We start from the raw sequence: 20,994 nt of genomic DNA, 5'->3' as shown, positions 1-20,994 counted from the left end.
ACAACTTCATAAGGAAATTATTGAATCAGGAAAAGTTACTGAGGCGATGATAGAAAGTGATTTAAAGAAAAGCAGAGCAGAAAAGGAGCGGCTCTTCAAATTAGCCCAAGAGCGGAATATAAAAATTGAAGTACCGGTATTCAAACCAAAATTATAAAGCATAAACCCTTTGCAAACCCGGCAAGGGGTTTTTAGTATATTAGTAATGGCAACGCATAAAACCCTTTCAAATGTACCTGACTAACCGCATAAATGCTCTAAAATCCGAAATTCGTGAAAATATTACGCCAGGAGGGAGTCTTCATTCTATGGTGTATTATCTACACAGCGAATACGATTTATCTACTAACGTCCCCACAACTAATATTTCTCTGATCAAAAATTTTTTCCAGAAGGAAAAGGAATCCCATGAATATTACAGTTATGAAATTTTAGAAGGAATCAATTATTATATTGATATGGTGGTAGAAGATGCTGAAAATGATATTGATAAAGCGAATTTATGGGAAAAATTTGTTCATGAAACAGATCATGAATTTCATATACTGGATAAATTTAGAGTCCATTATTCTAATATTTTAGCATCCAAGGATTTAAAAGGCTTGCAAAGATACAGAGACAGATTATGGGTAGAAGATTTAATGGCTAACAATCAGGAGGAAAAAATTCTAAAATCCTTAAAAAGTATTATTCACTCTTTACAAGGCAAACAATTATTTGAAGAAAATAATTTAAATGAATACCGCATCCAATATTTCAAAAAAGAATTAGAAGAATTTGAGGATCTAAAGATTCTTGAAAACCATAAAAACCCTAACAAGGGAAAAAGCAAAATAAAGTGGGAAGGAACTCAAACACAGTTAATAGAATTAATTAAAGCCCTTATTGAAAACGGTTCTGTTAGTGGTACTCAGAAAGAAGTAATTCAAAACATTTCTCAGTTCTTTGACGTGGAAATAAAATATCCTGATAAAATTATTCAGGACATTAAGAATAGAAACAACGATAACGAAACTATATTTATAAACGATTTAAAAACCTCATTAACCAACTACATTACGAAAGAAAATAGACGTTAGTACTACGTTAGTAACCTTTGAAAAGAGGTAAATAGAGGGAATTTTGAAGCATAACATAAAAATTAAAGTTATGCAACAAGTACAAATTATTCAAGACCCCGAAAACTTCACACAGGATTTAGTAGATCAATTAAAGACTTCGCTTTTAACTGCACTTCAAAAAGAGTTTCAACCCAAAGAGCCAGAGGAATATTTAAGCCGCGCTGAGGTCGCGAAAATGCTTAAAATTGATCTATCCACCCTTTTTAAATGGACAAAAGCCGGTAAACTCAAAAAGCACGCCTTAGGCAACCGCGTTTACTACAAACGGTCTGAAGTGGAACAGGCTATTGTTGAACTTTAAAACTTTCAGCAATGGCAGCGCACCCGACACCGATTATACATAGTTACAAAGAAATAAATCCCGGCAAATACAGAAGCGTAAAGCATTATGAACTTGCTGAGGTCATTAACGGCACTTCCCTACTATCTGAAACAATAAACGTTCAGAAGGACCGCAATTACGCAAAGTCAATGCCCGATTATTGGCTAAAGATTAGACAGGGTAAGAAATGGAGCAGACCGATAACAGGACTTTTTAAAACGACTGTACCGGGTATCTATATTGGCGACAGCCAGAAAAAAAAGAACCTCATCCTGGCACAATTCACAGAGAACAAAAGTTGTATTACCCTCTACTACTTCAAGAACTATTACACCCGGGATTTAAACAAATTAATAGAGCAAACCGTTAGTTAATTCTTAGAAGATATAAAACAAAAAAAGAGGGGCGTTCAACCCCCTCTAATTGTTCAAATGTTCGGGAATACGGCAACGCATACCCACCCCAAAGATATAAATTATAATTGATTGACTTTGTTAAATATGAACTCAAAGGAGTTACGCCGCATTATCTGGAGCGCAGCCCCTATTTGGAATTTCATAACAAAGTCAATACCAAAACGGGAGAATTAGGAGCATACTTAAACGCATATTTCAGGGGAATGGAATTTAAAATTTATGCATCCACAACCGCGAACCCGGAGCAACGCATAACAGTTGAAGGGAGTTTACATAAATACTGGAACAAAGGCGCTCATAATTTTAATGACTTCGGGATTAACGAAATACAAGATGTACTGGAAAACCTGAAAAAGAATTTTAGGGTACGTCCTGAAAACTGCGTTCTAAAGCAGTTAGAAATAGGCGTTAACATCAATCCACCGGCCAAGACTAAAAGCATCTTAAAACAATGCTTACTACATAAAACTGACCGGCTTAAATGGGTCTTAACCAGAGATGAAGGAAACTATATCCAGGCGCAACATCAAAGGCATATTTTAAAGATCTACGATAAGAAAACCCACTATAAAAACAGAGGTTTTAAAATTGAAGATGAGGTTATGAGAATCGAAATGAAATATACAAAGATGCATGACCTGAACAGTAAAGGCATTTACACTTTAGAAGATTTACTGAATTTCGGATTACAGAACTTTACACCCATACTTTTAAAACAATGGCAACAGGTCATATTTTACGATTTTAAAGCCCTGAAAGGCACGAAGTACGAAAACAGGTACAGTAACCCCAATTTCTGGGAAAATCTAACCTATGACGGTTTAAAGTACCACCGGAACAATTTAAACAAGATTGCCAAAGCACAACCGGAAAACATCAAAGATCAGATAGCAAAATTGATAAAAGAAAAGGCCGACTTTTTAAATACCTCAACACCCGAAATTAACCCTTTACATATACGGTTAAAAACGGGTGTTGGGGCTTCTGAGAAAAAGGACGAAAACAGGCGTTTTTGTGTGGTTACCGGAATAAACATTTCAATGCAGAAAAAAGGCAGTATTCTCCTAAGTCATACCGGCCTGAAATACTATTTCAAAACCGATATTAAAATCTTTGATGAAGTGAAAAGAAAGTTCCTTTCCCGGAACTGGAGCAATAAAGATCACCAAACTCAGATAAAGGAAATTGCCCATAACATCAGAAACAAACACAACAATCTTAAACTACAGCAACAAAGAATTTACAGCAGATCGCAAACGACTCTGTTTAACCTGGCAACTTTTTAATAATTAAAACAAAAAACGATGTTTGACAACAGAATCAGATTTATCCTTAACTCCAAATTTGGAAAATTAGAACTTGATCAGGACCCTATGGGATGGGACGACACAAAATTATTAATTGGTCGAAGTGAAAAAACATACGGAATATTCGTTAACCTAACCAATAATTTAAGATTTACCGGAGCAGCAAAAGAATATCTGGAAAGAGCCTTTAAAATTGATAAGGTCCAGGCCAATGTTAAACTTACTAAACTTGTTAAGCATCCACAGACAGACGAATGGAATTTATCCTTTGCCGGTTATCTTGAATTATCCACTAGAAAAATCAAAGACGGGTATTTCGAATGCGATGTTATGGAAGGAGGTTTAAGAGAATTACTCGTATCAAACATCAGGGAGAAATTTGAACTTAACCGGACTACTGATATTAAAGGAAATTCTATCCCCAAATTAAATACAGATAAGGTAAGTATTCAGGGAAGGGAAATTTACTTGCTGAGCAAATTGAGAAATGAAAACGTACAGGAATTTACAGCCCATAGTGGAAAGTGGAATTCTATAGACGAAGATAGAACCTCCTTTCATCCTTTACCGCTAAATGTAATAGCGAATGCAGACCCCGAAAATATTCAACCTCCTTTTCCTACGTATGAACTAGATGACCGATGGAACGACCCAAGCATGGCCAATATGTTTTATTATAAGGCTGAGCGAGATATGGGGCGCACAAGGTTTTCTATAAATACAAGTTTTAAACTCGATGTGACAGGAAACAGAATAAACGACCTCAACCTAAAATTAGTTTTAGATAGGTACATATGCGACGATAACGGGGACAACCTTAGATTGCAGGAAGGAGGCAGAACCATTCTAAAAGACATAGGAGATCCTAGAAGGATAGACGATGATAACGAACAATTAATAAGTTACAGCACAACAACACCTTTAGAGTTTGAACCTAAGATAAATGAAAGTTTTGCACTAGGACTTCTTATGGTGGGGCAATTTGGGGGAGGATTTCCGATAAGATTTGACGGATGGGCGGATGTTCACTACTCAGACTATAACGCAAAAGTGACCGTGGCAGTAGATTCCTTTTACCAACGTACAAAAGCAAAAGCAATTACTTTGTTTGAAGCCGGACAAAGACTAAGTGAAATATACACAGGAAAACCATGTTTTGAAAGTAGTATTCTTTCTTCCGGGAAGTGGAAAGATCTTATTACAATGCCCGGGGGATGGCTCAGAAATTTAGCAAAAACCGACGAACAGGGAAAAGTAATTGAATGGCCTATTACATGGAGTTGGGAAGATCTATACAAAACTTTGAACGCCATTACCCCGGTAGCCTATGGCATAATTTCAGAAGGAGCAAAGCAGAAATTGGTACTTGAAAATATAGATTATTTCTTTCAAAGATATGTTACAGTAGATTTAGGCGAAATTCAGGTAGAAGAACGAACAACAGCAGCCGAATTCTATTATTCATCTATAACCACCGGGTACACAAAAGGAGGCGATTACGAAAGACCGTTAGGCCTAGATGAATACAATACGCAAGGCAATTGGATTACCCCCGTAACCGTTACAGTGCCAGGTAACAAATTTGAAGTGTTAAGCCCGTCCCGCACTGATTCCTATGGAGTAGAAGATGCACGAAGACGGCAGTATGGAGAATCGGCAGAAGAGGATAGCCCCTACGACAAAGACAATTTTGTAATCGATGCAAAGGAAACCGGATCGATAAGCAGATCAACCAGGGCCGCCAAGTTTTACGAACCTAAGAAATGGCAGGATGATTTTGAGCAACGCCCTACCGGGGTTTATTCTCCAGATACCGCTTTTAACCTCAGACTTAGCCCGGCAAACAATCTGCTGAGACATTCCAGGTGGTTTAATGGTGGTTTATACTATATGCCTGAAGATTATGTTCGTTTTTCCTCTAGTGAGGGCAACAGCGAACTTATGACACAATTACCAGGCGAAGACCCGGTAAAAGAAAATGCAGATTTCGAGATAGGTAAACTTGACCGGCCAATATTTGAACCTGAATGGATAAAAGCAAAATTACCGTTTGATCAAACAATCTTAGAGAAAATTCAGGGTCACACAGAGAGTAACGGCAAAAGGATCAACAATTATTACGGAATGTTTAAATATGTTCCCTCGGACACCGGAATAGAAGAACGGGCTTTTATGTTCAAAACTGAGGTGAAAAATGAATTTGAGTTTAAATTACTGAGAGTATTTGGGTAAGAATCGATGAGGCGCAAAGTTCTTTTGCGAGGGCAGACAAAAAAACCGCTAGTGGTGGCCAGGCTGCTTCAATTAATTGCTTCAAGGTTGAAGTACATTAACCGAGTATCGGATTTTACATCTCGACTTGAGAGATATTTGAAGCCATTTTTTTCATAAAATTTGAGGGACTCTCTGTAGGCATCTACAGTAATAAATTTACATCCTGTTCTATTATTATCTACAAAAAGTTGCTTAGTGAAATTCAATATTTCACGACCAAACCCTTTTCCTTTGTATTGTTTAGAAACAGCAAGTCTGCCAATCTTTACAGCAGGATAACTAGTAAAACCGTCTTTTCCTATAGGAAGAAGAGAAGATATTCGCTTTATAAATTTTTCCTTATTGCCTATTTCATGATGAGAAATTTTATCATTAAGGTAATTGAAATAGGCTACGGTTTCTGTGGAAGATTGAATAACAAAAGTAGTAGCCAATAATTCCTCAGTATATTTTTGAGCATCATCAAAAAGAAAGCCGTTCAAATCTGTATTTTCACAGTCGAACGGCTTAATATTGGTACCAGGCTCAAGCCTTATTAATTCAAATCCTTCAAAAAGCAAATCTGGAAATACCTTTCAATGCGTTGTAACTCTCCTTTATCTGCCTTTTCTCTTCTTCACTTACCTTTTTAACAGCACGATTATTGCTAACGAAATTTCTAGCATCTTTGCCGCGCAATATAGGCGTCTCTTTTATAGGTTTAGCCATAGACTATTTTACGATTTAATATTATACTCTCTATAATCATACCATAGTTTAATAACACTATGTTGTACAATTTGTACCACAAAATTAGTAAAACTCGGTATATGATTAGTTAATTGATTACCAAATAGAGTCTAATTTATAACGGTTCTAAATTAGATTAGTTCTTAGCAACGTATTGCTCGAAACTTTCTAAAAGGGTATTAACTTGTCGATTCACTTTTTCAACAGGCAATTTGTGATCTTCAGAAACATCCCCACTATCGATATATTGGTAATTTTCTGGAGTAACGGTTAATTTTGCGTAATCGTCTTTTATTTGAACTCTAACTGTAGCGTAAACGTCAGTAAGACCATAATTATTAGATGCTGAATAAACTTCGCCAATTAGATACTTACCAGTTATAATCCCTGCTTCTTTGTCTGAAAAATCAATAACTGATTTTGCATTTTCAAAACTATCGATCATCCAATTATTCACTTGAACATAAAGATCGTCTTTACTTGTTTCTAACTCATATTCCTTACTCGAAGACTGCGGACTAACGTTAACCGGTACGTAAGCGGAGCAAGAAAAAAATAACACTGAAGCAAAAAGTAATAAGCATTTTTTCATAATTAAGGTTTTAGTTGAACCTCAAATATAGAAACTATTCTTTCAGAACGTTTTTTTAAGACATACAAGGGGAAAATGCCCCCTATAAAAGATACCTTTTGGACACTATGCGCGCGAGGAAATGGACGAATTGGACACATTAAAAGAAGGTTTTGTAACGGTCCTTATATGCTTTAGCGGCCAACGAAACAATATGTAAAAAATTGGCGTAAATACTCGGAATTACTCGGATTGGAAAATATTAATTTTTCCTGGTAGGGTAAGAATGGGAAACCTGAGAAAACCTGAGATTGAAATGAGAAAATTAGTAAGAATTAATAAGATTGAAAGCCTAAAAACCTGTTGACAAAAGTTGACATTTCAAATTTTCAGAGAATAAACCAGATTGAAAATACAAAGGTTTTCTAAATTGTCAAGAATTGTCAAGGTTTAAAAAACCCCAAGATTACCCCAAGGGTTTTAAAAGTTCAAAGAAGTGAATTTCCTAACAATACCTAACATTAAAAACTTAGCAAAACTTAGTATTCAAAAATCCTAAGAATACCTAAGATTGAAAATCCAAGCAGTACGAGCGCCGTATAGACCCCAGAAAACTTCACAAAAAAAATTACGTGTAAATGAAATCGTTTTTAACACGGTAAAAAAGAGAGGATAAAACCGGAATATCGCACCATCTGTTCGCGCATGGAATTTTCATTTAAGGTTTTTGGGCAATCACAACGCGTACGCGAACAAAGGTTTTTTCGAGGTCACAACGTGTGCACATGAATATATGGGTATCTGTTCGCACGTACAGTCTTTAAGACTTCTATGGTATCTGTTCACGCGCAAGAACGTAATGAACGGGTTTTATTTAATCGTCGACTAATTGTCGAAAAACCTTAAAGAATCGCTGAGGTTAAAACTTAACGAATTGAACGACTTAAAAGAATACCCTCCTAAAATCATTGAAGTTTTTTTGAGTCTATACGCGCGCAGGCAGCAAAGAGTTTTCCGACCCATAAAAAAGGAAGTTGCAATGAAGGTTTTTTCCATATCACAACACGCGCGTAAATTCTTAGAATACCCAAGATTTTTTAACAGTCATTGCGCGGGAGCGGAAATTAAGTTTTTCGCACGATAAAAAGGCAAGACTTTGTTGGAATCATTACGCGCAAAGGTTAAAATTACACTATCACACTATTTATAATGAATCTAAATAACACTATGGTTTTAAGCCAGTTTTCATACGATCTTCAAAAGCACGAAAAAAGGAGGTGTTTTTAATTTCCTTTGTCAAATATTTGTCAACAGGACACAAAAAAACCTGTAAAGCCTTGTCCATAAGAGTTTTACAGGTTTTTAAAGTACTCGGGACGGGACTTGAACCCGTACGGACGCATTGTCCATTGGATTTTAAGTCCAACGTGTCTACCAATTCCACCACCCGAGCGTGGAAATGTGAATAAAGAGCGAAAAACGGGATTCGAACCCGCGACCTCCACCTTGGCAAGGTGGCGCTCTACCAACTGAGCTATTTTCGCGTTTTTTAAGAACTTTGCTGCTTTAAGCAAGCGGATGCAAATTTAATACAATTACAACAATAGCAAAGAACTTTTTTAAAAAATGAAGAAAAAAATTGAGCCTGAAATTTTAAAAATTATCGACCCTGAGATAACCGCCTTCTGCTCAACAGATTGTTGTTTATCGATCATTGTCAAATGTTCAGGCTTTTGCCCTCTGCTTGTTACTCAGCATCCTTTTTATCTCCGCGAGCTTCATCAAAGCTTCCACAGGGGTAAGTGTATCAATATCAATATGCAACAGTTCCTCCTTCAGCTCTTCCAGTAACGGGTCGTCCAGGTTGAAGAAACTTAGCTGCATTTCATCTTCCGCAGATTTCTTCAGGATTTCTCCTGAATCTTCCATGGCATGTGATTTTTCCAGTTTCTTCAGAATTTTGTTTGCACGGTGAAGAACCTGCTGCGGCATTCCGGCCATCTTGGCCACATGAATCCCAAAACTGTGCTCACTGCCTCCCGGCACCAGCTTCCGAAGAAAAAGGACATTATCTTTTAACTCCTTTACCGATACATTAAAGTTTTTGATTCGGGTAAACGTATCGCACATTTCATTCAGTTCGTGGTAATGGGTGGCAAAAAGCGTCTTTGGCCGGGCAGGATGTTCGTGCAAATATTCGCTAATGGCCCAGGCAATGGAAATCCCGTCATAGGTACTGGTTCCGCGGCCAATTTCATCCAGAAGCACCAGGCTTCGCTTGGAAATATTATTCAGAATATTCGCCGTTTCGTTCATCTCCACCATAAAAGTAGATTCGCCCATAGAAATATTATCGCTCGCTCCTACCCTGGTAAAAATCTTATCTACCAGTCCGATATTAGCAGCTTTTGCAGGCACAAAACTTCCCATTTGCGCCATAAGAACAATAAGTGCAGTTTGCCTTAAAATAGCCGATTTACCACTCATGTTAGGCCCGGTGATCATAATAATCTGCTGATTTTCTCTGTCCAGCTGCACATTATTCGTGACATAATTCTCCCCGATTGGCAGCTGTTTTTCAATTACAGGATGCCGACCTTCCTGAATATCCAGCTCAAATTCCTCTTCAATAACCGGCCTGCAATATTGCTCGGTTTTAGCCTGCTGCGCGAATGAAGACAAGCAATCCAGGTGCGCTACCAGCTGCGCATTTTGTTGTACAGGCTGAATATATTCACTCATCCACAACACCAGTTTTCCAAAAAGCTCCTGCTCTAACTGAAGGATTTTTTCTTCCGCACCAAGTATTTTAGCCTCGTATTCTTTCAGCTCTTCGGTGATATATCTTTCGGCATTAACCAGGGTTTGCTTACGCACCCAGGATTCCGGAACTTTATCTTTATGCGAATTACGCACTTCAATATAATAGCCAAATACATTATTGCTGGCAATTTTTAGCGAAGTAATGCCCGTGGCTTTAGTCTCGCGCTCCAGCATATTGTTTAAATAATCCTTCCCCGAAAATGCCAATTTTCGCAGTTCATCAAGTTCTGCGGAAAAACCTTCAGCAATCACATTTCCTTTTTGAACATTTACCGGCGCGCTTTCCGAAAGGCTTTCTTTAATTTTCGATCGCAGTAAATCACAATTCTGCAGGTTATCGCCAATAATTTTTAGCGCCTCATTATCACAGTCGGTTGCGAGTTTTTTAATCGGAATTACGGCATCCAGGGAATGTTTTAACTGGTTTACTTCCCTTGGCGATACTTTCCCTGTGGCCACTTTGGAAATAAGCCTTTCCAGATCACTAATCTCTTTAATATGCTGCTGAACTTCAGCTAAAACCGAAGAATTCTTAATAAGAAATTCCACCACTTCATGCCGTTTCCTGATCTTCTCGGCATTTTTAAGTGGCAAGGCCAGCCAGCGCTTCAGCAGCCTTCCTCCCATCGGAGAAATAGTTTTATCGATCACATCCAGCAAAGTTACCGCGTTCATGGCGGTGGAATGGTATAACTCCAGGTTCCTGATAGTAAACCGGTCCATCCACACATATTCTTCTTCAGCAATACGACTAATGGCAGTTATATGCTGAAGTTTATGATGCTGGGTTTCGGCTAAATAATGTAAAATTGCGCCGGCAGAAATCACGCCTTCTTCCAAATGCTCTACCCCAAAACCTTTTAAAGATTTTGTCTGAAAATGGGAATTGAGTGTTTCTGTAGCGAAATCCTGCTTAAAAAGCCAGTCTTCCATATAGAAACAATGATAATCTTCGCCAAATTCCTTCGCAAAATCTTTTCTGAATTTCTTCTGAATTAACACCTCGCTCGGGCCAAAATTCTGAAGCAGTTTATCTATATATTCCGAGGTGCCCTGGGCGGTAAGAAATTCACCGGTAGAAACATCCAGAAAAGAAATCCCGATAGTTTTTTTTCCGAAGTGGATCGCGCAGAGAAAATTATTGGATTTGCTGCTCAGCACCTCATCGCTTAGCGCAACCCCGGGAGTTACCAGTTCCGTCACTCCGCGTTTCACTATTTTTTTGGTCATTTTGGGATCTTCCAGCTGGTCGCAAATCGCCACCCGCTGTCCCGCTTTTACCAGTTTTGGCAGGTAATTATTGAGGGAATGGTGAGGGAAACCGGCAAGCTCAGTTCGTTCCCCGCCGTTATTACGGTTGGTAAGCACAATATTTAAAATCCGTGCAGCTTTTACCGCGTCTTCGCCAAAAGTTTCGTAAAAATCCCCCACGCGGAATAACAATAAAGCATCAGGGTATTTTGCCTTTATGGCATTATACTGCTTCATTAAAGGGGTAACTTGCTGTGCTTTTTTGGCTGCCAAAATCGGGAATTTTAATTTCAGCTAAAATAAAGAATCGCAGGATTGATTAGAAAAGAATGCTTTGGAAGTTATCTAATTTTATCCACATCACTTATCACAATATTTAAAATGAAAAATTTTGAATTTCTACGAATTACGAGCTGACAGAAACTTCCCCAACAGAGCCATTTTCTGAAGGAATCAGCTTAAATTCAAATTCCGGTTTTAAGCCCTTTTCCTTTCTATGCGATACATAAACTACTGCGGTCTCCGTTTCAGCTGAAATAATATTGATAAGATTGGTGATTTTAAGCGTGCTCTTATCGTCCAATGCTGAAGTTGGTTCATCCAGAATCAGCAATGGCGGGTGCTTGATCATGGCCCGGGCAATAAGCAGCATACGTTGTTGCAGCAAGGGCAAATCCACAAACACCTTTTTTTCCTGATGTTCCAGCTGAAGTGTTTTTAGCCATTCCTTTGCCAATACCAAATCCTTAAAATTTGGTTTTTGGTAAAGGCCGATGCTGTCCATTAATCCGGAAACTACCATTTCCAGCACTGTGTTCCTTCTGTGAAATAATTCGGTTAAGGCAGGGGAAAAATAGCCGATTTTCTTTTTGATCTCCCATACACTTTCCCCGCTGCCCTTTTTATTTCCGAATAAATACACGTTTTCACCATAAGCCTTGGGATTGTCTCCGTAGATCATGCTCAAAATGGTCGTTTTTCCCGATCCGTTCGGCCCGGTGAGTTTCCAGAACTGGCCTTTTTTGATCTCCCAGCTGATATTTGCCAAAATTGGATGCTCTTCATAATTCACCGAAACTTTCTCCAGCTTTACCAGCACCTCCGGGATATCTTCAAATTGCGCAGGGGCTTTGGGGATATTTTTTATCTTCGGAAACACTTCTTCGGAAGATTCTTCAGCTAAAAATTGATCTAATTTGATAGTTTTTTGCACTTTTCCGCCTTCTACTTCCAAAACTTCATCTATAAAGGGCAGAATATCCTCTTTCCGCTTAAAAATCTGTATAATTTGAACAGTTTCTGATACTTTTTCAAGTCTCAACTTCAAATCTGCAACCGACTCCTTATCAAGATTATCAAACGGACTATCTAAAATGAGAAATTCCGGATTTTGCTTCAACAGAAAGTTTAGCAAAACCTTACGTTTTTCTCCACTGGAAAACGTGCGCAATGACCGGCCTTCAGAAATGGCAATTTTCGACCTCCCGTGCCTGTGATCTTCCTCTATAAATTTATCCAGAACAGCATCAGAAAAAACCGCGCCATTCCCGGAATTTAATTTAGGCAGAATTGCTTCGGCATCTCCACTTAACAACTTCTGAAACCATTTTTGATTCGCTGAATTTTCCCCGCCGTCCAGGGCGTAATGTTTTATTTGCTTCATCTTACCTATTCTACGGATTTTCTTCATTTAAACCGTGCAGCCAATCGGCTAGTCTGTCTGTCCAGGAAGACAAATAGCCTTTTCCGAGGCCAAACGAAAATCCGTGGCCACCTTCAGGATAAATATGCATTTCCACCGGAATCTTCTTTGCTTTCAATGCTTCATAAAACCTAAGGCTGTTCTCCACCGGCACCGATTCGTCATCTGTAGCGTGAATTAGAAACGTGGGCGGCGTGTTTTGCTTCACCTGCAGTTCATTCGAGAAATTTTCAACTAATTCTTTCGAAGGATTGTTACCGAGCAAAGCGTTTTTAGAGCCTTGGTGGGTAAACTTTTCATCCATCGTAATTACCGGATAAATAAGCGCCATAAAATCTGGCCGTGCGCTTAAAGCGTCTACGAAATCTTTCTCGAAAGAATCTTGGTGATCAAAATGAGTTCCCAAAGTGGAAGCCAGATGCCCGCCAGCCGAAAAGCCTATTACCCCAACCTTATTTTTATTGATATTCCAGTCCTGCGAATGGGCACGTACCATGCGTATTGCCCGCTGCACATCCTGTAAAGGCGCTTCATAACTCACTTTAACCGATTTTGAACCGGGCAGCCTGTACTTTAAAACAATCCCTGCAATGCCTTTGGAGTTTAACCATTTTGCAAAATCTGTGCCTTCCCAATCGTAGGCCAGGCCGGCATATCCGCCGCCGGGACAAATTACCACGGCCTGCCCGGTGGCAGATTGTTTTGCAGGCAGATACACCGCGATGTTTGGCTCCTGCACCTTGGTAATCCAGTTGATCCCATCTTTTGCTGAAAGTTCCTTTTCATCAGATTTCTGACTATTGGGAATTTCATCAGGCCATAAAGGAAGTGTTTCATGTTGCGCCATTACTGAAGTTGTTGCTGCGATTAATAATAAAATGAGAAAATGTTTTTTCATGGGTATATGGTGTTTGTTGTTAATGTGAACGTGTCTCGCGACTCCGCTCCAGGTGACTGTAAAAAATCTCCCGCAGATCCCGCCGCTTATCGCAGAGTAAATTTGAGTTTTGAACTCTTCACTTTCCACTCTCCACTTACTTTACACTTTTAAACTTTCAAACCTTTAACTCACCCCTACTGATATCCCGCCGCCTGCAGGTTAAACAATTCGGCATAAAGTTTATCATTTTTCATCAGTTCCTGGTGCGTTCCAATTTCCAGCACGGCGCCATCTTTTAAAACCATAATCCTATCGGCAATTCTAACTGTACTGAACCTGTGGGAAATAATTACCGCGGTTTTGCCTTCGGTTAATCTAATAAATCTGTCGAAAGCTTCCGTTTCGGCACGGGCGTCTAAAGCCGAAGTAGGCTCATCCAGGATCAAAACCCCAGCATCTTTCATATAAGCCCTGGCAATGGCTATTTTTTGCCACTGCCCGCCCGAAAGATCTTTTCCGTTCTTAAACCTTTTCCCTAACTGCTGATTATAACCCAGCGGCAATTCTGAAACTACTTCGCGCGCGAGACTTTTTTCCGCAGCTCCGTCTATTCTTAATTGATCTCCAATTTCTTGGATTTCACCCATCGCAATGTTTTCCCGCAGCGTTAATTCAAACTTTACAAAATCCTGGAAAATAACACCAAAATACTGCTGATAATCACTCTGTTTGTATTGCTTCACCGGAATTCCGTCCAACAGGATTTCTCCTTCGGTAGGTTCATAAAACCGCAGCAACAACTTAATAAGGGTGGTTTTTCCGGCGCCGTTTTCCCCGACAAAAGCAAGTTTTTCCCCAGCCTTCAGTTGAAAATTGATGTTTTGGACCACCCACTTTTCAGATTTGGGGTATTTAAATCCTACGTTTTTAAATTGAAACCCCGATTCAATTTTCTTCGGCAAAGGCAGTTTTCCTTCCGAAGATTTTTCAGTATAAGTAAGATCGAGAAAATCAAAATAGTCCTGAAGATACAGCGCGCTTTCTGTAATTGCCGTAAAACGGGTAAAAAATCCCTGCAATTTAGAACGTAACCTGTTAAACGATCCGGATAGAAAGGCCAGATCCCCAAGCGAAAAGACACCTGCCACCGTCCTGAAAATGATAAAAACATACGCCCCATAATAGGCCGAAGTGCCAATAACATTAAAAAAAGAACCCCAGCCGGCACGTTCTTTCGCCAGTTTTTTACTCTGCATATAATACGTATCGGATAAGTTCTTAAACCGGTTTGCGAGATAATCTGAGAGTCCGAACAATTTCACCTCTTTCGCGGTCACATCACTGGCACCGGCATAGCGCAGGTAATCCAATTCCCGCCGTTCCTGAGTCCAGCTAAGGGCGAGGGAATAGCTGGTGCCGCTAAACTTGATTTCATTGATAATAGTGGGAATTATGGAAACGACCAACAAAATAATCAGCCACGGCTCAAAGGCGACCACTCCGCCAAGCAAAGACAGGATAACCACCACATCTTCGCCCTGAGTGAGAATGTTAGACATCAAGCCAACACGGCCGGTGGTTTGCTGCCTCGCCCGCTCCAGCTTATCGTAAAATTCGGAATCTTCGAGCTGGTCCAGGTTTAATTCTGATGTTTTTTTGATGATTTTAACCGAAGTATTTATTGAATATTGATCGCCTAGCAGTCCGTCGCTCAAACTTATTCCGCGACTGATTAAGTCTGAAATTACCGCCAGTCCAAATTCCACGGCTACCAGGATCCACAACCGATCCAGGTCTTTTTCTTCCGCAGCAATCTGAAGTACAACCTCATCTATAATGAGTTTCCCGACATAAAGAATAAGCACCGGCAAAAAGGCATTAACTACGCGGCACAGCAGGTTAACGTAGAAAAGCATGGGGTTTACTTTTCTGATTTCCTTAAAAAACCTGGGAACAAATTTCAGCGAAGCAAAACTTTCCCTAAAGTTGATTTGGTTAGGTTCTAATGATTTCTTCTTTCGTGGCAAAAGCTGATTTTTATGCGCAAGTTAAGGAGGAAAAATGATTTTTACCGCTGGTGACGATAGCTTCAAAATAAAATACTGAAATTAATAATTCTTATTTTCGCAAAATGGAAAACCGAAAGCTTAAGAACAGCGAACTGGATCGCAAATCTGTTGAAGAATTTAGAGAGGCCTCCAAAACGCCAATTATCGTCATCCTGGACAATATACGCAGCCTTAACAATATTGGATCTGTGTTTAGAACTGCAGATGCTTTTTTGATTCAGAAGATTTATCTCTGCGGAATCACCGCCCAACCGCCCCATAAAGATATTCAGAAAACTGCACTGGGCGCTACAGAAACTGTCGCCTGGGAATATGCTGAAGATGTTTTGGATCTGGTGGAGAAGCTGAAAAAAAACGACATAAAAGTTTTCTCTGTTGAACAGGCTGAAGGCTCGATAATGCTAAACGATTTCCAGCCACAACAGGAAGAAACTATTGCCGTAGTCTTTGGGAATGAAGTAAAAGGTGTACAGCAGTCGGTTGTTTCTGCAAGCGACGGGATTATTGAAATTCCGCAGCTGGGCAGTAAGCATTCTTTAAATATTGCGGTGAGTACAGGGGTTGTTCTTTGGGACTTATTTGTAAAAATTTCTTCTATTAGAGAATGATTTGTGTATCTAAAACCTACAAGGTTTTAAAAACCTTGCAGGAGAGAATCTTTTATTCCCCCTTTGGGGGTTAGGGGCTTTAGGAGAATTCAATTTCATCTAAAAGGGTCAGGTAATCTTTCCGGTTATTCACAAAATCTTTATCTGAAATATCGATGATCTGCACCTTCATTCCCGTCTGCGATTTAATAAACGAGAGGTAAGATTTATTGATTTCCAGTAAATATTCTGGCTGGATATTCTGTTCGTAATCGCGGCCACGCTTTTTAATGTTTTCGAGCAACCTGTCGGTATTCTGATATAGATAAATATATAATTCCGGCTTTACCAGTTCCTTGTACATGAGATGAAACAGCTTGTTGTAAAGCGAATATTCATCTTCCTGAAGCGTGATTTTGGCAAATATCAGCGATTTAAATACATCGTAGTCTGAAATTACAAAATCTTTAAAAAGGTCGTACTGCGAAATATCATCAGCAAGTTGCTGGTAGCGATCTGCCAAAAACGACATTTCCAGCGAAAAAGCATAACGCTCCTTATCTTCGTAAAACTTCGGCAAAAACGGATTGTCTTTAAAACGTTCCAAAATCAATTTTGCATTAAAATCCTGGGAGATCATTGTGGAAAAACTGGTTTTTCCCGCCCCAATATTTCCTTCTACCGCGATATACCTGTAGTTTTTAAAGCTGTAATTCTTCTGCGGAAGTTTTAATCCTTCAGAAATCCGGTTAATTTCAGTTTTATCTTTCGTTTGCTGAAGTAGTTCAGAAATTGTTTTTTTTAGAAGCGGATGAACCTCTTTGCCCGCAATGTCTTGTAAAGGCTGAAGTACAAACTTACGGTTCTGCATTTCAGGATGCGGAATCTTCAACTTTTCAGTTTCCACAACCTCACCCTCAAAAAGCAAAATATCGAGATCCAGCGTACGATTCTGGTAATTCTTAGAGTCTGTTCTGCTACGGCCGGCTTCAGTTTCTATCTGCAGTAATTTTTGCAGCACTTCTTCCGAAGAAAAACGTGTTGCAACAGTAACACAGGCATTAAGAAAAGAATTTCCGCTAAAACCCCAGGCTGGAGTTTCATATACTTTAGAAACATCTTTGACCTCCCCTACTTCTTCAAAAAGACGATCTACAGCATCCTGTAAAAAGAGAAAACGCTCGCCAACGTTGCTTCCCAGCGCGATATATACTAATTTAGGGGAATTCAATTGAGAAAAAATTTAATAAGACCCGGTGAAAAATTTCACGGCAAATTAAGCAAAACAAAATCACATCTCCTTAATTTCGCCTCAAGTCTTTAAAAAAATAATGTGACGCAACTTTATATTAAGGACCAGCTTTCCGCACAAAAGATCTATCTTATTTTAGGGGCTTTGTTTATCGCTTCCCTGGTGGTTTCGAACCTTATTTTTCAAAAATTTTTTTACTGGGATTTCTTCGGAATCTACACTTTTGAAATTTCTGTAGGAATTTTACCTTATCCCGTCACGTTTCTTATAACTGACATTATTAGTGAAATCTATGGACAACGCAAAGCCAACCAAATTGTAACTGCCGGAATTTTCGCTTCCTTTTTCTCGCTGCTTATCGTCTTTTTAGCAGACGCTGTTCCTGCCACAGCATGGTCTCCTGTTGGCGACAAACTTTTTAAAACTGTCTTTGGCGCCACCACCATCGCGGTTTTTGCTTCTATGTTGGCCTATCTCCTCGCCCAATACATCGACATACAATTGTTCCATTTCTGGAAAAAACTAACTAAAGGAAAACATTTATGGCTGCGGAACAATTTCTCCACTTTCCTGTCACAATTTGTAGATACGTTTTCGGTCTTATTTTTGCTCTGTAGTTTCAATAGAATTGAATGGGACCTGTTTGGCGGATTATTGCTTAGCGGATTCCTTTTTAAAGTTATAGTCGCCGCGATTGACACTCCGTTTTTGTACCTGGGTGTCTATACGCTTAGAAGAAAGTTTGGTCTGAAGCAAGGCGAAGAATTAAAAGATCCCGGACAGGATTTAAAAGTATAGGTTATGAAAAAAGCACTTAAGATATTCGGAATTTTCATTTTAGTGGTGGTTATTATTTTAATCGCCGCTCCATTTGTTTTTGAAACACAGATTGAAAATTTTGTAAAAAAGACAATTAACAAAAATGTAAATGCGCAGGTTGAATTCAGTGAAATTGATCTAAGTTTTTTCAGAAGTTTCCCGCAGGCCACTGTGGTTCTAAAAGATGTGAGCGTACTTAATAATGCTCCTTTTCAAGGGGATACGCTGGCGCTAAGCGAAGAAGTGCTACTGGAAATGTCTGTAAAAGAACTCTTTAAGGGCAGTGAAGAACCAAAAAGTATAGATGAATTCCGCCTGAATAATGCTTATGTAAACATAAAAGTGGACTCCCTTGGAAATGCCAATTATGATATTGCTATTGAAGATACCACGGCTACTACCGCTACAGACACTACTACTTCGAGCGGTTTTAGTTTTGACCTGAAGCATTACGAAATAAACAATTCCCGGTTAAAATATTTAGATGAAGGTTCTAAAATGGCCCTTCACCTGGAAGACCTTAATCACAATGGAACCGGAGACTTCTCTTTGGACGAAAGTGAGTTGGATACTGAAACCACGGCCCTGGTAACTTTCGATTTTGACGGCACTAATTATTTAAACCGAAACAAAGTGGCCCTGGATGCTGTGATACAGATGGACCTTGAAAATATGAGGTACACTTTCCTGGAAAACGAGGCGATGATCAACCAGTTACCGCTAACTTTTGATGGTTACGTTCAGGTAAATGAAGACAACAATGAAATTGACCTCAGTTTTAAAACGCCATCTTCAGATTTTAAAAATTTTCTTGCTGTTATTCCTGAAGAGTACGCAAAGAACATAGAAAATGTTGAAACTAATGGAGATTTTGTGGTAAACGGAATAATCCGTGGGGTTGTTGACGAAACCTGTATCCCAAAGATGGATATCAAAGTAAGTTCAAATAATGCATCCTTCAAATATCCAGATTTACCGAAAAGCGTTCAGGATATTAACATTGATCTAAAGATTATCAATGAAACCGGACTTGTAGATGACACCTATATCACTTTTGACAATGTCACCTTCCAAATCGATCAGGACAGGTTTGCCGCCAACGGAAGTGTGCGCAACCTTATGGAAAACATGCTGGTAAACCTTAATTTAGACGGCACCATAAATTTGGCAAATATCGAACAGGCGTATCCGCTGGACATGGAGTTGGACCTCAACGGAATCTTAACCGCTGATCTTACCACCAGTTTTGATATGAATTCTATTGAAAATGAGCAATATCAAAATGTAAACAGTAAGGGTACTGCCAGCATCAGGAATTTTAGCTACAGCTCTCCTGAAATTCCCAACGAAGTGCAAATTTCCAGCGCAAACCTCAACTTTAACCAGGGAAATGTGACAGTGCCGGAATTGAAAATGACTACGGGACAAACCGATATTACTGCTTCGGGAAATATTCAGAATTTGATGGGTTATCTTTTCACAGATCAGGCTCTAAAAGGAAACTTTCAGGTGAATTCCAACACATTTGCAGTGAACGATTTTATGGTTGCTGAAACTGAAGAAACCGCTGCAGAAGATGCTGAAGCAACTTCAGAAGAAGATACTCCTGCCCAAACAACGGGAGAAGAAGCTGTAAAAATCCCTTCTTTCCTGGATGTGCAGGTTGCCTTTAATGCCAATCGGGTTCTATACGATAACCTCGAGCTAAAAAACACTACAGGAACAATTATTCTAAGGGATGAAACTGCTACACTGCAGAATGTTACCAGTTCTATTTTTGAAGGAAGTATTGCTTTGGACGGGAATGTTTCAACCAAAAATCCCACGCCTACTTTCCAGATGGACCTGAACCTGAATTCACTTAACATCGCCCAGTCCTTTAATAGTATGGAAATGCTGCAGGCACTCGCACCAATTGCAAATGCCCTGGAAGGAAAATTACAGACCACTTTAAACCTGCAGGGAAATTTAAATAATGATATGACTCCGCAGCTCCAAAGCCTTGCCGGAAATGCCTTAGCACAAATATTAACTGCAGAAATAAATCCGGATAATATGCCATTACTGAGCAGGTTGGATAATGAGTTAAGTTTTATAGACCTTAACGATATTGATCTCGATAATCTTAGAACCAATCTTACATTTAATAACGGAAATGTAGAAATTTCCCCCTTTAATTTTGACGTGGAAGGAATAAATGTGGAAGTTGCAGGTTCGCACGGTTTTGATATGGATATGAATTACAGCGTAAACCTGGATGTTCCTGCGAGATACCTGGGAAGCCAAATTGGAGGTGCGATCGGGCAGTTAAGTGGCGAAAATATTCAGGATATGATGGTAGCACTACCGGTGAATTTGAGCGGAACTTTCGATAATCCGCAGATCAACCTGAACATGCAGCAGGCTGTGGCCAATTTAACGCAAAAGATCGCTCAGCAGCAAAAAGAGAAACTGCAACAAAGAGGGATTGACGCCATAAATGATGTTTTAAAAGGCAGAAGAACTACAGATAATTCAACGCCACAGGATCCTACCGCCGCAGACAGCACCGCAACTCCGCAACAGACTCCGCCGCAAAGTACTGAAAATAAAGTAGAGGAAGCAGCGCGTAACATTCTTGGCGGAATTCTAAACAACAGGACGAAAAAGAAGGATACTACCGGGAACTAGAAGGGTGAAAGAAGTGGAGAGTGGAAGAAGTGGAGAGAGGAGAGTGAAAAGATTTTTTTTCTCTCCTCTCTTCACTTTCCACTAAAACGGCTTATTCAAAAAATGGCAATTTTCATCCTTAATTTTAAATGATGTTTCCTAACTAAAAGAATACAGGTACGGTTATAAATCAGACCTGACAGGTTTTAAAAACCTGTCAGG

General features: G+C 39.3%; 16 protein-coding genes and 2 tRNA genes. 8 read left to right on the top strand and 10 right to left on the bottom strand.

The genetic code is table 11. The features are described from left to right. Nucleotides 1-230 precede the first annotated feature (230 nt). The 5 genes from RM529_RS06350 to RM529_RS06330 all read left to right on the top strand — a co-directional run bounded on the left by RM529_RS06350 (nucleotide 231) and on the right by RM529_RS06330 (nucleotide 5,398). A complete protein-coding gene (locus tag RM529_RS06350) occupies nucleotides 231-1,079 on the top strand; it encodes an RteC domain-containing protein (protein ID WP_311483912.1) in 849 nt (282 codons plus the stop codon). A gap of 70 nt (nucleotides 1,080-1,149) precedes the next feature. Further along, entirely contained in the window at nucleotides 1,150-1,422 is a 273-nt protein-coding gene (locus RM529_RS06345) for a helix-turn-helix domain-containing protein (RefSeq protein ID WP_311483911.1), read from the top strand. Nucleotides 1,423-1,433: 11 nt separating this feature from the next. Further along, entirely contained in the window at nucleotides 1,434-1,817 is a 384-nt protein-coding gene (locus tag RM529_RS06340; RefSeq protein WP_311483910.1) for a hypothetical protein, read from the top strand. Nucleotides 1,818-1,924: 107 nt separating this feature from the next. Then, complete coding sequence (locus RM529_RS06335; protein ID WP_311483909.1) at nucleotides 1,925-3,145, top strand: hypothetical protein; 1,221 nt, start codon at nucleotides 1,925-1,927, stop codon at nucleotides 3,143-3,145. Between the two features lie 18 nt (nucleotides 3,146-3,163). Further along, nucleotides 3,164-5,398, top strand: coding sequence for a hypothetical protein (locus RM529_RS06330; protein ID WP_311483908.1), 2,235 nt, complete (start codon nucleotides 3,164-3,166; stop codon nucleotides 5,396-5,398). Nucleotides 5,399-5,466: 68 nt separating this feature from the next. On the opposite strand, the gene RM529_RS06325 is transcribed toward RM529_RS06330, so the two are convergent. The 9 genes from RM529_RS06325 to RM529_RS06285 form a co-directional block, all read right to left on the bottom strand. Beyond that, nucleotides 5,467-5,922 (bottom strand): GNAT family N-acetyltransferase, encoded by a 456-nt coding sequence (locus RM529_RS06325; RefSeq protein ID WP_311483907.1) that lies wholly within the window; start codon nucleotides 5,920-5,922, stop codon nucleotides 5,467-5,469. A 67-nt stretch (nucleotides 5,923-5,989) separates the two neighbouring features. Further along, on the bottom strand, nucleotides 5,990-6,148 hold the full coding sequence (locus RM529_RS06320) for a hypothetical protein (protein ID WP_311483906.1): 159 nt from the start codon (nucleotides 6,146-6,148) through the stop codon (nucleotides 5,990-5,992). A 157-nt stretch (nucleotides 6,149-6,305) separates the two neighbouring features. Then, the gene (locus RM529_RS06315; protein WP_311483905.1) at nucleotides 6,306-6,761 is read right to left on the bottom strand and encodes a DUF4468 domain-containing protein; all 456 of its coding nucleotides are present in this window, start codon (nucleotides 6,759-6,761) and stop codon (nucleotides 6,306-6,308) included. 1,347 nt (nucleotides 6,762-8,108) lie between these two features. Next, nucleotides 8,109-8,193, bottom strand: a tRNA-Leu gene (locus tag RM529_RS06310). Between the two features lie 18 nt (nucleotides 8,194-8,211). Next, nucleotides 8,212-8,284: transfer RNA gene (locus RM529_RS06305), tRNA-Gly, on the bottom strand. Between the two features lie 181 nt (nucleotides 8,285-8,465). Then, nucleotides 8,466-11,051 carry a DNA mismatch repair protein MutS gene (gene mutS, locus RM529_RS06300; protein WP_311483914.1) on the bottom strand — a complete coding sequence of 862 codons (2,586 nt, stop codon included), beginning with the start codon at nucleotides 11,049-11,051 and terminating at the stop codon, nucleotides 8,466-8,468. Between the two features lie 169 nt (nucleotides 11,052-11,220). After that, nucleotides 11,221-12,477, bottom strand: a complete 1,257-nt coding sequence (locus RM529_RS06295; protein ID WP_311483904.1) for an ATP-binding cassette domain-containing protein — start codon at nucleotides 12,475-12,477, stop codon at nucleotides 11,221-11,223. A 10-nt stretch (nucleotides 12,478-12,487) separates the two neighbouring features. After that, nucleotides 12,488-13,414: an alpha/beta hydrolase gene (locus tag RM529_RS06290; protein ID WP_311483903.1), complete on the bottom strand. Its 927-nt coding sequence runs from the start codon at nucleotides 13,412-13,414 to the stop codon at nucleotides 12,488-12,490. Between the two features lie 176 nt (nucleotides 13,415-13,590). Then, nucleotides 13,591-15,423, bottom strand: a complete 1,833-nt coding sequence (locus tag RM529_RS06285) for an ABC transporter ATP-binding protein (RefSeq protein ID WP_311483902.1) — start codon at nucleotides 15,421-15,423, stop codon at nucleotides 13,591-13,593. Between the two features lie 104 nt (nucleotides 15,424-15,527). Between RM529_RS06285 and RM529_RS06280 the strand changes: the two genes are divergently transcribed. After that, the gene (locus RM529_RS06280; RefSeq protein WP_311483901.1) at nucleotides 15,528-16,073 is read left to right on the top strand and encodes an RNA methyltransferase; all 546 of its coding nucleotides are present in this window, start codon (nucleotides 15,528-15,530) and stop codon (nucleotides 16,071-16,073) included. 79 nt (nucleotides 16,074-16,152) lie between these two features. On the opposite strand, the gene folK is transcribed toward RM529_RS06280, so the two are convergent. Then, entirely contained in the window at nucleotides 16,153-17,283 is a 1,131-nt protein-coding gene (gene folK, locus RM529_RS06275) for a 2-amino-4-hydroxy-6-hydroxymethyldihydropteridine diphosphokinase (RefSeq protein ID WP_311483900.1), read from the bottom strand. A 102-nt stretch (nucleotides 17,284-17,385) separates the two neighbouring features. On the opposite strand from folK, the gene RM529_RS06270 reads away from it, so the two are divergent. Together RM529_RS06270 and RM529_RS06265 are read left to right on the top strand one after the other, a co-directional pair. Beyond that, the gene (locus tag RM529_RS06270; RefSeq protein ID WP_311483899.1) at nucleotides 17,386-18,102 is read left to right on the top strand and encodes a queuosine precursor transporter; all 717 of its coding nucleotides are present in this window, start codon (nucleotides 17,386-17,388) and stop codon (nucleotides 18,100-18,102) included. 3 nt (nucleotides 18,103-18,105) lie between these two features. Continuing rightward, a complete protein-coding gene (locus RM529_RS06265) occupies nucleotides 18,106-20,793 on the top strand; it encodes an AsmA family protein (protein ID WP_311483898.1) in 2,688 nt (895 codons plus the stop codon). Nucleotides 20,794-20,994: the final 201 nt, after the last annotated feature.

The organism is Autumnicola edwardsiae, assembly GCF_031846505.1.
In the GTDB taxonomy this organism is placed as follows: Bacteria; Bacteroidota; Bacteroidia; order Flavobacteriales; family Flavobacteriaceae; genus Autumnicola; species Autumnicola edwardsiae.
The sequence above is the reverse complement of the archived record's forward strand: the minus strand, read 5'-3'. Positions and strand labels throughout refer to the sequence as shown.